The 13,773-nt window shown below is 40.9% G+C and carries 13 protein-coding genes; 10 read left to right on the top strand and 3 right to left on the bottom strand.

What is annotated here, in order from left to right:
- The first annotated feature begins 27 nt into the window (after window positions 1-27).
- From BM195_RS12700 to BM195_RS12675, 6 genes are all read left to right on the top strand, one after another.
- Window positions 28-435: an acyl-CoA thioesterase gene (locus BM195_RS12700; protein WP_090238838.1), complete on the top strand. Its 408-nt coding sequence runs from the start codon at window positions 28-30 to the stop codon at window positions 433-435.
- 34 nt (window positions 436-469) lie between these two features.
- Complete coding sequence (locus tag BM195_RS12695) at window positions 470-901, top strand: MBL fold metallo-hydrolase (RefSeq protein ID WP_244535761.1); 432 nt, start codon at window positions 470-472, stop codon at window positions 899-901.
- A 143-nt stretch (window positions 902-1,044) separates the two neighbouring features.
- Window positions 1,045-2,451, top strand: coding sequence for a hypothetical protein (locus tag BM195_RS12690; protein ID WP_090238835.1), 1,407 nt, complete (start codon window positions 1,045-1,047; stop codon window positions 2,449-2,451).
- A gap of 303 nt (window positions 2,452-2,754) precedes the next feature.
- Window positions 2,755-3,240, top strand: coding sequence for a metallophosphoesterase family protein (locus tag BM195_RS12685; RefSeq protein WP_090238832.1), 486 nt, complete (start codon window positions 2,755-2,757; stop codon window positions 3,238-3,240).
- 349 nt (window positions 3,241-3,589) lie between these two features.
- The gene (locus tag BM195_RS12680) at window positions 3,590-4,318 is read left to right on the top strand and encodes an endonuclease/exonuclease/phosphatase family protein (RefSeq protein ID WP_090238830.1); all 729 of its coding nucleotides are present in this window, start codon (window positions 3,590-3,592) and stop codon (window positions 4,316-4,318) included.
- A gap of 57 nt (window positions 4,319-4,375) precedes the next feature.
- Window positions 4,376-5,839: an alkaline phosphatase family protein gene (locus BM195_RS12675; protein WP_170848255.1), complete on the top strand. Its 1,464-nt coding sequence runs from the start codon at window positions 4,376-4,378 to the stop codon at window positions 5,837-5,839.
- Between the two features lie 56 nt (window positions 5,840-5,895).
- On the opposite strand, the gene BM195_RS12670 is transcribed toward BM195_RS12675, so the two are convergent.
- Both BM195_RS12670 and BM195_RS12665 read right to left on the bottom strand, forming a co-directional pair.
- A complete protein-coding gene (locus tag BM195_RS12670) occupies window positions 5,896-6,783 on the bottom strand; it encodes a diacylglycerol/lipid kinase family protein (RefSeq protein WP_090238824.1) in 888 nt (295 codons plus the stop codon).
- Window positions 6,784-6,867: 84 nt separating this feature from the next.
- Window positions 6,868-7,446, bottom strand: a complete 579-nt coding sequence (locus BM195_RS12665; protein ID WP_090238821.1) for a lysophospholipid acyltransferase family protein — start codon at window positions 7,444-7,446, stop codon at window positions 6,868-6,870.
- 1,158 nt (window positions 7,447-8,604) lie between these two features.
- Between BM195_RS12665 and BM195_RS12655 the strand changes: the two genes are divergently transcribed.
- Complete coding sequence (locus BM195_RS12655; protein ID WP_090238815.1) at window positions 8,605-9,828, top strand: zinc-dependent alcohol dehydrogenase; 1,224 nt, start codon at window positions 8,605-8,607, stop codon at window positions 9,826-9,828.
- Between the two features lie 39 nt (window positions 9,829-9,867).
- Window positions 9,868-10,959 carry a class II aldolase/adducin family protein gene (locus BM195_RS12650; RefSeq protein WP_090238811.1) on the top strand — a complete coding sequence of 364 codons (1,092 nt, stop codon included), beginning with the start codon at window positions 9,868-9,870 and terminating at the stop codon, window positions 10,957-10,959.
- 83 nt (window positions 10,960-11,042) lie between these two features.
- Here the strand turns inward: BM195_RS12650 and BM195_RS12645 are convergent, their stop codons facing one another.
- Entirely contained in the window at window positions 11,043-11,900 is an 858-nt protein-coding gene (locus BM195_RS12645) for an alpha/beta hydrolase (protein WP_090238808.1), read from the bottom strand.
- Window positions 11,901-12,178: 278 nt separating this feature from the next.
- Between BM195_RS12645 and BM195_RS12640 the strand changes: the two genes are divergently transcribed.
- Both BM195_RS12640 and BM195_RS12635 read left to right on the top strand, forming a co-directional pair.
- Window positions 12,179-13,288, top strand: coding sequence for a glycosyltransferase family 4 protein (locus BM195_RS12640; RefSeq protein WP_090238805.1), 1,110 nt, complete (start codon window positions 12,179-12,181; stop codon window positions 13,286-13,288).
- Between the two features lie 152 nt (window positions 13,289-13,440).
- Complete coding sequence (locus tag BM195_RS12635; RefSeq protein WP_090238802.1) at window positions 13,441-13,716, top strand: hypothetical protein; 276 nt, start codon at window positions 13,441-13,443, stop codon at window positions 13,714-13,716.
- Window positions 13,717-13,773: the final 57 nt, after the last annotated feature.

Below are 13,773 nucleotides of genomic sequence, written 5' to 3'. Positions count from 1 at the left end.
GTTTTTAAGCGCAAATGAGGGAGAGTTATGTACAGAAAAATAATCGAGCCAAGGGTTTCTGAAACAGATGGCCTCGGACATATCAATAATACCACCTTGCCTGTCTGGCTGGAAGCTGCGCGAAATCCCATCTTCAAATTATTTACACCAGATGATTCCTTTGAAAAATGGCGAATGATTATCCTTCATACATCGATTGATTATAGAGACCAGGTTTATTTTGGAACAGAGGTGGAAGTATTCACATGGGTAAAGCGAATCGGGAAATCAAGTCTGGAGTTGTATGAAGAGATCCACCAGAGAGGTAAAATTTGTGCGAAGAGTAAAGCCATTTATGTGAATTATAATAGAGAGACGGAGCAATCGGAGCCTATCCCGTGGGAAATTAGAGAAGAACTGATGAAGCATTTGTATGATGAACATAAAGAAATGTGAGGAACCACAGGGTCATAGATGGGAGAGTGTTTGAGTGACAAAATCTACAAAAAGAACTGATATTCCAAAATCATACGGGGTAAAGCCAATTACTCTTGATCTGCCGTTTCGGCTTGACCATGTTAATTGCTTCCTGGCTGAAGGGGAATATGGGTGGATGGTGATCGATGCCGGCCTGCACAATAAGCAAACGGAGGCAAGATGGGATAAAGAATTAGAAGGAAAGAATGTGACGGATATCATCATTACCCACTATCACCCGGATCATTTCGGCTATGCCGGCAGGATGCAGGAAAAAACGGGAGCAAGGATCTCCATGACAAAAGTGGATCATGATGCCGGAACAAATGCCTGGACAGCAAGCTTTCTAAAGAAGCTGAATGACAACTACAAAATGGCCGGAATCCCGGATGATATTTCTAAGAAAATGAAAGGAAATACAGAGGAGTTTGTTGCCTATCGGTGAATTTCAGGAACAGGATAAATGACTTTTTGAAAAGAAAAAATGGAAATTAAATACGAGATTTCTGTGATATTAGCATTATGCTATATTTTACCTGCAAATAAGATTACAATAAAAGATAGATCACTATGCTAAGGAGCCATAAAATGCGTGTCATCATGAAGGGCTTGCGTTTATCCATCTTCCTTTATACTTTTCTGTACTTCATTACATATTTTTTCGATAGCGAAGTCTTAACGCGTGTGCATGCCATTATTGGCTTGATCATGCTATGTCTGGCAGCTATCCATTTAAAATTGAATCATTTCAAACTGCCGCTCTTTCTTTTGCTGACGGGCACAACGATCATGCTGTCTGCAGAAGGGTTTATTCCGAAAAATTTTCAAAGCGGCCTGCTGCAAATGAGCAATATTATTGGCCTGCTGGCTGTCGTCCCTATGATTGGCTGGGTATTACGATCGGAACCGTATATTGAGGATATCATTGGTCTGGCCCATAATATGCTTAATACAAGCCGCAAGTTTTATGCTGGCATCATGTTGTTCACACACATAAATTCCTACTTCTTACTGTTCGGAGTTATTCCGATGATGTATCAATTCATCAATGATATTTTAAAAAAAGAACAGGGAGAAGCATGGGAAAAATTTAAGGGAACTGCTCTCTTGCGTGCGTTTGCCCTGTCAACACTATGGGTGATCAGTATTCCGAGTTTTGCGTTTGCGGTAGAGGCATTAAATGCATCCCTATCGAAGGCAATATTGCAGGGGTTCTGCATAACAGCCGCCGCCATGATCATGGCCATCATTTTTTCTTATTTTGAAGAAAAGCGCTATGGTGTTGATCTGACAGCCGAAATCAAATCGGAAATGGATACAGTGCTTGAGCAGTCTCCAAACCGAAAAGAGCAAATATGTAAGACGCTTGAATTTGGTTTGCTGTTCATTACGCTGTTCGGCTCGATTTTCCTTTTGTATGAAATGCTTGCAGTTGAACTGATGATCCTGATTCCACTAGTTATCATTATATGGTCCGGCATTTATTTTCTGGTAAAGAAAAAACCGAAAAAGTTGCTTGCGGAGATGAATAATTATTATGTGAATGGACTGTCCGGGCAGTCCTATCAATTCAGTGTACTGATATCAGCGGGGGTTATGATATTTTCCATGAACCAGACCGGAATAGGGGAAGCAATTGTTAACGGGATTTACGCGATGCAGGAAGTTGTACCATTTATTAATATATTATACTTCCTTCCACTCATCGTTGTCGTGCTTGGTTTCTTGGGACTGGGACCACTGACGGTAATGGTTTTGGTTGCCGGCATACTGGAAAGCATTTCGCTCCCATACCCGCCGGAATTGGTTGTTCTGTCCGTCACCTCCGGAAGTGCGATATCCATCCTGTTGTCACCGCTCATCATGCCTGTCATTGTCTTGAGCGGAACAAATGGTTTAAGCCCATTTAAAAACGGGATCAAATTTAACTATCAGTATGCGATTATGTTGTATGTACTGGTACAGGTGTATGTACAGTGGATGGTGCATGTTTAAAGGGGTTTTTAATATACATATACAAACGTATACTAAGCTACCAGTAGCGTGGATTGCCCAGTATCAGCAACTATTTAAGACAGATAATAAAGATTGCTTGACCGATACAAGATGTTTTTAGCTGCTTTATATGTCGTCATAACGACCACCTCCCTGCTCTTAGGGGAGATGGTCAACCACCCACTATACTATGTAGCTGCATTACCAAAGCATACTAAAAGTGGATCCAAAAAAGAAAATATGTTCGTTTATCCGGCACACCTGTTCATGGTATGCCATTCTTTATATTAAAGGAGTCTTCTCATGAAAATCGTAGTAACAGGTGATACCCATTTAAAAAAAGCCGGAAAGCTTCCGGCACGACTTACCACAGAACTCGAATCAGCCGATTTTATTATTCATGCGGGTGACTGGAAATCGATCGACGCTTATACAGAACTTTCACGGTACGGTGAGGTAGCTGGCGTGCATGGCAATGTTGACGATGACGATATTAAAGAACAATTACCGTCTAAAGAAATCTTGACCCTGAATGGCTTTAAAATTGGTGTCGTTCATGGTCATGGCGACAAAAAGACTACCGAGAAGCGGGCGATTGAAGTATTTGACAGTGATGATGTGGATGTCATCATTTTCGGTCACTCACATATTCCGATGATCCGGTACTTTAAAAAACAGCTGCTGTTAAACCCAGGCTCGCCGACGGATAAAAGAACGCTCCCATATTATTCATTCGCAATACTTGAAATGAGAGAAGAAATGCACGCTAAAATTATTTTTTTTCAGTGAATCAATTTCATAATGGCCCTTTTTGAAAATACAAAGACCTGCAGAATGTTTTAAAGGGGGTTTTTAAAAAATACTTATCGTTGTTATTCAGTCACAGTCCGAATGCGGGGATTGCCAGGCCTAAGCCCGGGGCGGCGCTGTGTATCGTCTGAGATCTTTGGTGATAGGGGTACAAGGGATTTAAATTATGAAATTCATTTCAGTAATAAAACCTAATGAAATATTCATACATTTTTCAGTCAGGGGAAGGCTAGTGGCAGCAAGACGTAACGATAACCGGATTCATCCACGTATCCATTACAGATGAATCTGCCAAACTAATGCCAGTAATCATATAGAGGTGCCTACGATGGAATTCAAGGTTATGACCTATAACATTCACCATGGCGAGGGAACGGATGATCGAATTGATTTGAACAGAATTGCTGAAGTGATTGATCAAAGTGGTGCTGATATCATTGGTCTTACTGAAGTCGACAAACATTATTCAAAACGCAGTCATTATAAAAATCAGATTGCCTGGCTGGCCAAAGAACTGGATATGGATTATGCATTCGCGCCATCCCTCACGTTAAAATCCGGTGATGCATCAACGGCTCGCCAATATGGAAATGCCCTTCTCTCACGCTATCCGATTACAGCGGACAAAACGTACCCATTTGATTTCATATCCGGGATCGTTGAAGGCAGGTCATTGCTGGATGCAACGATTCAGCTCGATAAAAAGATCGTTCAGATCAATGTGACGCATCTCAGCCTTCATCCGTTTCTTCATCATTTGCAGACAAGTCATATGGTCAACAAACTAGACAAGTGTTTGCATCCCCTCATTATTATGGGTGATTTTAATATGAAACCCGAATCCCGTCGCTGGAATAAAATGACAGAGGATTTACAGGATGTCTGGAAAATGACCGGAAATGGGAAAGGGTTTACCTATCCGTCTGATAATCCGAGATCACGATTAGACTATATTTTTGTTGCACCTTCTATTGATGTTGTCCAAGCAGAAGTGGAAACACATCTTCCTGAAGCATCCGATCATTTGCCTGTAAAGGCCCATTTGCGCATATCATAATTTCAACGAGCTGTATCATACTAACAACAGCAAACAATTTTCAGAAAGGACATTATTATGCCGCACTCATCGAAAAAGAATGTCATCATGCTTATGGTTGATACATTAATGGATAGTTCCATTCAGCCTGCTATCGAAAGCGGAAAAGCCCCTGCACTGAAATACTTTATGGAAAAGGGACATTATTATCCCGATTTGATTTGTCCTTTTCCTACGATGTCAGTCAATGTTGACAGCACGCTGCTGACAGGTGTTTACTGTGATAAACATAAAATTCCGGGGTTAGTATGGTATCATCAAGGGGAAAAAAGAATCGTCAATTATGGAAGCACCGTTAAAGAATTGTTTAAATTGGGTATTAGGCAATCTGTGAGAGATGTTTTTTATAATTTAAATCACGTCCATTTAAGCAAGCAGCACAAAACGATTCACGAAAAATTAAGTGATCAGGGAATCCAGACGGCATCCATCAATGCGCTCCTGTATAGGGGCAGTTACCCCGGCTATTTGAGAATGCCTGTTCTGCTATCATCGCTGACAGATATAGAAAGGGATCTTAAGACATATCGTCCGGAACTTTTCTCATATGGATTCATCCGTAAACAAACCTCTCTACAAAAGAATATATCTTTTTGGCCAAGGTATGGATTCAATGATCAATTTTCGGTAAATGAATTGAAAAGTCTCATAAGTGAAGACAATCTTCCGCGATTCTCAATCGTCTACTTCCCGGATCTTGATAAAAGTGTTCATAAGAACGGCAGGCGGGATATTAAAGGTATTGAAAAAGCGGACAACAAATTACAGCAAATCCTGAATTCATATCCAACCTGGGATGATGCACTTGTAGACAACATCTGGATTATTTTGGGTGATAATGGGCAAGCGTGGGTTCATCAAAATCGACAAAAGGCGATCATTGATTTAAGGAAACAGCTAGGCAGCTATCGAATTGTCAAGCTCAGTAAAGGTGTCATGCCTGAGGATGAAATTGTTCTGGGTGTCAACGAAAGAATGGCATACATTTATACACTTAATCCCAGAAGGTTACCTTTAGACAAGATTGCCAACATATTGAAGCAGGATGACCGAATTGATGTGATTGCATTTAAAGACGGAAAATCAGTAACGGTCATGTCCGGCGTTTATGATGGGCAGTTGTATTTTCATCCTGAAGGAGATACAGTTGATCCATATGGCCAATCCTGGTTTATTGATGGAAACCGCGATATATTGGATATCGATATCAGTGAAAACAACATAACGTATGGAGATTATCCCGATGCTTTGGCAAGGTTGTATGCATCACTTGTATCACATGAAGGTGACTATCTTGCAGTCAGTGCCAAACCAGGCTATGAATTTAAAGGTGAGAGTTCTCCGACACATGTTGGCGGTGGAAGTCATGGTGGGCTGCATAAACAGGACTCATTCGTAGCCATGATTGTGTGCGGCACCAGTTCATTGCCGAAATATTTACGTACCATCGATATCAAAGATTGGATTGAATCGTTAGTCTAAGAATACGCATAGTGGATTTTACATCACAAGCCATGATGTATTCCGTCCTTGATCAGCTACAGGATCGAGATGGTTAATGGTTCTAGTCTGATATTAAATGGTGTCTGACCAATGACTTCTCCATCGCTATGTGCGGTAATTGGGCTATTTGAATTGATTGTCACCTTTTTTCCCTTTGTTATGGTAATGGCAGGATGATTAATATGTTTTCCTTTAAAAACAGAAGGAAATAATCGCAAAAGCTTCCATCTTGATATGTCCTTTAAAATACAAATATCAAACAGTTCGTCGTTATTACGGGCATCGGGGCAGATATACATGCCCCCTGCATAACATGGTAAATTTGCAATGGCAATTAACCATACATCCTTGTGTTTGGTTTGCTTTGAATCGACCTGTAATTCCACGTTTGTCGGTTGATAATAGAATAATACTTTCAAAACGTTCATGATATAGGAGACCCTGCCGATTTTGGCGAGATTCAACATTTTTTTATTGGAGGACTTGTTCGTCTCAAGAGCCACCTGACCGTCAAAGCCGATACCAGCAACGGTCCCGAAGTATCTGCCATTGATCCAGCCGACATCCATTAATTTCGGTTCATCTTGCAAGATACGATCCAATGCTTTGTTGTATTTCATAGGAATCCCAAGTCCTCTGCAAAAGTCATTCCCTGATCCTGCCGGAATGATGCCAAGCGGTATGGATGAACCGGTCAATCCATTAATAACTTCATGGACAGTGCCATCGCCTCCCACTGCGATAATTGCCCTGGCTTTTTCTTTATGGATAATATCGCGTACTAATGTTGATCCATGATTTGCGTGCTGTGTATGGAAGACACGATAATGGATATTCTTGTTCTGAAGGATCGTTTCGGTGTGATTCCAGATTTCTGAAGCTTTTCCACCACCAGACGTGTTATTCACAATAAAATAATACATTGCCATCACCTATTGTCACTTTTTAAAACTATATCCTTCCTTATCGTAAAATATACGATACGTGACTAATTTATCTATCATTACTTAGTCTGCATTAGTCCGCAGTTTTCTGATTCTATCCATTACATTCAAGGAGATGGTTGCGTAATCAGATGTATCAAACTGGTCTGTAATGATTTGTGCCCCGATTATAATTTTTACCGGTGTTCGATACCCTTTCTTAATCCCTTTGATGGCAACAGGTAATATTGGAACTTTTGTTTTGCATGCAAAAAAGGCAACGCCTTTTTTAGGTGCAACATTCATCTCATTTTTACACCTTTTACCCTCTGGAAAAATTCCAAAGATATTTCCATTGTCAATAATCCTTAAAGATTTTCGTACAGGATGTATGACATTTCTGCTTTGACGATCTACCGGAATAGCATGAAGTAAGCTGAGAAAATAACTGCAAAAATAATTTTGAAATAATTCTGCTTTTGCCATAAAATGAATTGGTCTGTTTATGATACATGCTAGGAGTATGGGATCATAATAACTAGTGTGATTAGCTGCCACAATAAACGTTTGATGTCTCGGGATATTATCATATCCAATAACTTCAACTCGAAACCTTGAATGTATTAATAATTTTGCGATTTGTCTTAGCCATGTATATAGCATAGGGAAGGCACTCACTTTTTTTCTAGTAATGTTTGTGGTTTGGTAATACCCGATGACTTTTCTTTAATCATCTGCCAGTTCAATTATCCATTTTCTAAAATCCACCACGCGTTCATGCTCAGGACAGTGTTGGTTCCAGTGATAATCATGGATGTAAGCGAATTCTTCTTATGTAAAGAGCCATGTCCTGCATCTCCAACATGAGTAGGGGGTGTGCTCTCCAATGAATTCATAGCCGGGTTTTGCATCGACGACAAGATAACGTCCGTGATGAGAGTGAAGAGCGCTATGGAGTCTTGCAAGGGCGTCCGAAAATTGTCATATGTTATATCGTATTGCTCGTTTACGGATAAATCTAATATGGAAAAATCCCCACGTATATCCCATATCTGCCCGTATGGGTCCGTATAATCTCCCTCAGGCTGAAAAGCGGATAAAACATGATTCTCTTCATTGTCTTTCCACGCGATGAAATTGATTCTGGAATCCTCTATGAAGTCTGAAGCCATTTCACTATATCCAATCTCATCATTCAACAAGTTTATATAAACCATCCGTTCATTCTTGTATTGCCCTTTGCAAAGGTTCATCCATAAGAGAATCAATCAGGAGCATTACAATTGGTTTGGAAGATAAAGAGCAGCCGTTTGATCATCAATGTCTTTTGTTGGTGCAGAAAAACCGTACCAGGTAATGATTCCTAAAATCAGCGTTAAACTTAACAGGATGACAGCTATTTTTTAGTCATATAACGATTCCTTTTTGATGTTTGTACCATGTATATGTATTAGTATGGCCCAGAATTATCCATTATATTAGCCGATTAACATTACATCACGCTGTATATTAATTTTCTGTTTGCACAACTTAAGGATATACATTTTGCAGTACAGAAAAAGGGGGCCAAACAATCATGGTTCAGTTAATGAAACGTATTGCTGAAAACGCGAAGCAGTTGATTGTAGCGTTAGTTGAATTTGAGTATGAGGAAGCGTTGAAATCGACGGATAAAAAGAAACGTTAGGTCCACGAAGAACCTTATTTTAACGGTGAAATAAGGTTCTTTTGTATTTACATTTTAAGGGTAAGCTGAATAATCAGACGTTCGATTGGATACGATAAAAGTAATTCGTTTGTTAAGAAACTGAGGGGTTTTAATTGAAAGGTCTGGAATTCGATTATAAGATGCCACGTTATGTTTACAGTAAGATAGCCGGAAGATTCAAGCCTTCACAGTATTGGAATTCAAAGCTGTCATGTCTGCGTTATGCAGAAAAGCCGGAACCGGAACTGCCAAATGAAGCGTGGGCTAAAGTGAACGTGACGTTTGGAGGTATTTGCGGCAGTGATCTTAATTTGATTTTTTTAAATGACAGTCCGGCAATCTCTACGTTTGCTTCATTTCCATTTACCATTGGTCATGAAATCATTGGCGAAATTTCTGAAACCGGGTCTCAAGTATCTGAATTGAAAGCGGGGGATAGGGTTGTCATTGACCCTGTTCTCTCATGCGAGCCAAGAGGATTTTTTGAACTGTGCTCTGCGTGTCGTGAAGGACAATACAGTTTATGCCAGCATAAAACGGAAGGGAATTTGGCACCGGGATTGTTAATCGGCTCCTGTAAAGATACCGGCGGCGGATGGAGTTCCTCTGTGGTGGCACATAAAAGTCAGATATTTAAGCTGCCAGAAGAGGTAGACAATTTAAATGGTGTTATGGTTGAACCTTTTAGCTGTGCATTACATAGTGTTATGCAAAATCCGCCGAAAGAAGATGATACTGTTCTGGTTATTGGGGGAGGTGTTATCGGGACTTGTATTATTGCGGCTATCCGAGCTCTCAATATCAATTGCAGGATCGTTGCTTTAGTGAAACATGATCGACAGGCAGAATTTGCCTCCCATTATGGGGCGGATGAGATGATTTTTTTACGTCCGTCATCGTACGTTCCAGAACTGGCCAAATCGCTCAACGGCAAGGTATTAAAGCCGTTGTATGGTCCTGAGGTCATCCAGGGCGGAGCTGATATTGTCTATGAATGTGTTGGCAGAAAGCAAAGTATTAATGATGGCATCCGTTTTGCAAAAAGCAGAGGAAAAGTTGTGCTTGTGGGACTGGCCGGTGTGATGGACGGTATTGACTGGTCTTATGTCTGGCTTAATGAGCTGGCTATTAAAGGTATTTTTGCATATGGTACAGAGGATTATCAGGGAAAACCCGTCAGAACCTTTGATGTTGCTATTGAATTAATGAGGCTTGGACGAGCTGATCTTTCACCATTAATTACACATCAATTCCCGCTTGAAAACTATCATGATGCCTTATTTACAGCAGCAAACAAAGGCAATCATGCGGCGATGAAAGTCGTATTCGAACCATAAAAATCTATGAAATTGACAGGAAATAAGGAGGAAATGCATATGCATCAGTTTACGATTACAGGTAATACAAGAAGTTCATTTTCAACATGGTTTGTTGACGGTTTAAAGCAAAAATTTTCAACAGAGGGATATGATTATTGTCCGGATCCTACCGATAATATACGGGTTGTTTTTAACGTTCTTGACAGTGAAAAGCCGCGCCCGTTCCGCCGTAAAGCGCAGGCAACGTTCGTCGTTTCCATTATTGAAGCGGACGAGACACCTAAAAGCACGTTTGAAGCTGCCTATCCTTATTTGATCAGATCTCTGTCAAATCACTTGATATATATTCTGCACACGCAGACTCAAACGGATATCTATTTTGTTACACCTGAACAAGGTTTTTACAAAATCACATATGAATCTGAGAGGGACGAGACATTTTTCCAGAAAATATTTGAGCGTCTGGAACCTGTAGCCTCCTCGCAATTGGTCATTGACAATCATTTTAATGATAATCTTCAGAAACGTTTATGGAATGGCAATGAAAATACAAAAAAAATGTACATATCCGGTAAAAAGCTGGATAAGATGGATCTGCTGCCGGCACCGTTTCCGTTGGAAGATTATCTAACATCTCGTGATATGCGACAGTTAAAAAAATTATACGGCATCGGCGGTCTCAGTTATGGTAATCTTAGTACCAGAGAAAATGAAAGCAGTTTCTGGATGAGTGCAAGCGGTGTCGATAAAGCCAATTTACAGGTTATCGGTAAGGATCTCTTGTATATTACTGATTTTAATGCGGAGAAAAATGCGATGGAAATTAGTGTGCCACCTCATACAGAACCGAAAAGAGCTTCGGTTGATGCGATTGAGCACTGGATGATTTATAAAGAGCATCCTCAGGTTGGTGCCATTGTCCATATACATGCATGGATTGAGGGTGTACAGGCTACTGAGGTCAATTACCCGTGCGGTACGATTGAATTGGCTGAAACCGTGGCAGATCTGGTTAGAAGTTCAAAGGATCCATCAAGAGCTATCATTGGTCTTAAAAATCACGGCCTTACCATTACAGGCAGGGATTTAGATGATATTTTTGAACGAATTGACGGGCGTATACAGTCACAGGTCCCTATGTCTAGCTAAATTAAATCAGCTTGGGGATGCGTATGTGAATAAGCAAAAGCGGTTTCGTGCAGCCTGAATCGGATCATTCCCCATGTACATCCTCATAAACGCGTATTCAGCCATGTGAAGACATCATTCAAAGCCTGATCGCAATGGGGAGCATTCCAGGGTCTGTGCTGGCCTTCAGCAAACAGAATATACTTTTTATCCTGGACGGAGACAGTGTCCAGAAAACGTTGGACGGAACCGGGATGAACAATTGGGTCTTCCTGATCATAAAAACATAGCAGGGGAAAACTGAATCTCGAAGCATCCGACAGGGCGTGGATGCCATTATGAAGCAGCTCTGTAAACCAGCGGGGCGTATATTCAAACGTGTAGAACGGATCATCCTCCATTTCCAGTACAGGCTCGGGAAAGTAGGATTCCAACTGACGGATTTTTTTGAGCATCCCCGCCCATTTGGACGGCTGAACCGAGAAATTCGGGGATAGTCGGGAAATGAGTTCCATTAATTTTTCTAAAAGTAATGGGACACGAATTCGAAACCCTAATGCGGGTGACGATAAAACAAATCCATTTGCTTTATGTGAGTGAATTTGTCCATATCGAATGACAATCAGCCCGCCAAGGCTATGTCCGAATAAAAACAATGGAATAAATTGATATTGACAATGGAGTAACTCAATCAAGTTTTTCAAGTCATCTATATAATCTTTAAAATGATTGACATGCCCACGCGCTCCTTCCGATTGCCCAAATCCGCGCAGATCAGGTGCAATTAAGGCAATCTGATGCTCCATACATGCTTCACCGATATTGGCATAACGGCCTGAATGTTCGCCTGCACCATGAACTAATATTAAGAGCGCGCGTGGGTTTTCTGGGATCCATCCACGGTAAAATAGTCTGACACCATCGGATGCTTTAAAATGACTGCTGAAAACGATGCTGTTCACCTCCTGAAAGTCTTCTCCTGCTTTAGATTAACCATTTTTTAAATCTTTACACCAAATGGATGTCAATACATAACTTGTCATTTATTAGGAAAAATAAAGTGATATTTCATTCAGCGGGGCGTAGCATTCCCGCTGAATGTTAATGGAACAGCATCGGATTTATGCAGACAGTTAATCCCCGTTTACAACATGTGCTGTATATCTTTCTTAAATGGGGAACTTACTGCCTGTTCAGGCGGGATAAACATTACTTGAAATCAGATATGGGGTTGTTATGGATGAAAATAGCCATTGTTACAGAAACATTTTTGCCAGCGGTGGACGGTGTCGTGACGCGTATCGCCGCTACGGTCAAATGGCTTCATGAGCAGGGGCATGAATTACTGATAATAGCTCCCGATCAGGGGCTTGATGAATTCAACGGTATTCCCGTTAAAGGGATTCCTTCACACACGCTCTTCCTTTATAAATCTCGAAAAGTAGCGATGCCTAATCCAAAAGTTGGCCGGTTTCTGAACGAATTTCAGCCGGATATCGTTCATGTTGTGAATCCGGCACTCCTTGGAATGGCTGGCATTTATTATGGCAAGAAATGGCCGCTTGTCGCTTCCTGGCATACGAATATTCCGCATTACGCAGATTATTATAAGGTACCATATTTAAAACCTGCACTCTGGTGGATTTTTAAAACAATGCATAACCGGGCAGATCTGAACCTATGTACCTCCAAATCCGTCAAGTACGAACTGACAGGCCGTGGTTTCAAAAATGTTCATGTATGGGAGCGGGGAGTTGATCTGGATACATTCGGCTCGCACTATCAGAATGAAGCCACACGCAGGTACTTATGTGATGGGGAAATGGATAAGACATTATTGTTATATGTCGGGCGTCTGGCGGTGGAAAAAGAAATTGAAAAAATCCGGCATGTCTTACATTATTCCGATCAATTCCGTCTGGCGATTGTTGGTGATGGTCCGCACCGGGAAAAACTCGAATCTTATTTCGAAGGGACACCGACTGTGTTTACTGGCTTTATGCATGGGGAAGAGCTGGCAAAGGCTTATGCATCGTCTGATATCTTTGTTTTTCCGTCGCAAACTGAAACACTCGGTTTAGTTATACTTGAAGCAATGGCCTCGGGGCTGCCAGTTATTGTAGCCAATTCAGGACCGACTGCAGAACAGGTAACGGATGGTGAAAATGGGTTGCACTATGATCCGGGTCACAAAGATAACTTAATCCATACGATCATGAAACTGGAGGACACAGCCTTGCGGGAAAGGATTGGCAAGCAGGCACGCGAAACAGCCAAAGCATTCAGCTGGTCGGCTCCAAGTCAACAGCTTTTGGGCTTTTTCAATGATCTGTATCATGTGAGCAGTTAGCTATGTAGTAAGCGGTTTAAGCTGTGGGCGTATTTGATTGCAAATTAAAATGGGAAAAAATAAACCAATTTGTGAACATTGCGTGTCAAAATTAAAACAAATTTGTTACAATAATAGTAAGAAGACGTTTACATTTCAAGGAGAGGATTTTAATGGGTGTCACATTAATGTTTATGCTTCTGGCGACAGTCACACCATTTATCTTCGTTCAGCTTAAAAAGAAAACGCTGGCATTGATTCAATCCATTCTTTTAGCGGGAATGTGGATTTATTTTATTCAGGTCATGTTCATTGCAGTTCCTGCTGCATTTTCCATTACATGGATCATGCTCTATGCAAGCCTTATTGTAGCGGAAGTGGCATGGGTCATGTTTATTATCAAAATCGTCAACACTTCTGAAAAATTCAAGGAAAGCTACTCATCTTGACTATTCGCTCATCACTCTCATGCCTCGATTCCCGGAAGTCCGATCAGAAAAGCGGGA

The sequence above is a fragment of the Lentibacillus halodurans genome (assembly GCF_900112045.1).
Taxonomy (GTDB): domain Bacteria; phylum Bacillota; class Bacilli; order Bacillales; family Amphibacillaceae; genus Lentibacillus; species Lentibacillus halodurans.
Note: the sequence above shows the minus strand (reverse complement) of the source record. Positions and strands in the feature narration are given on the sequence as shown.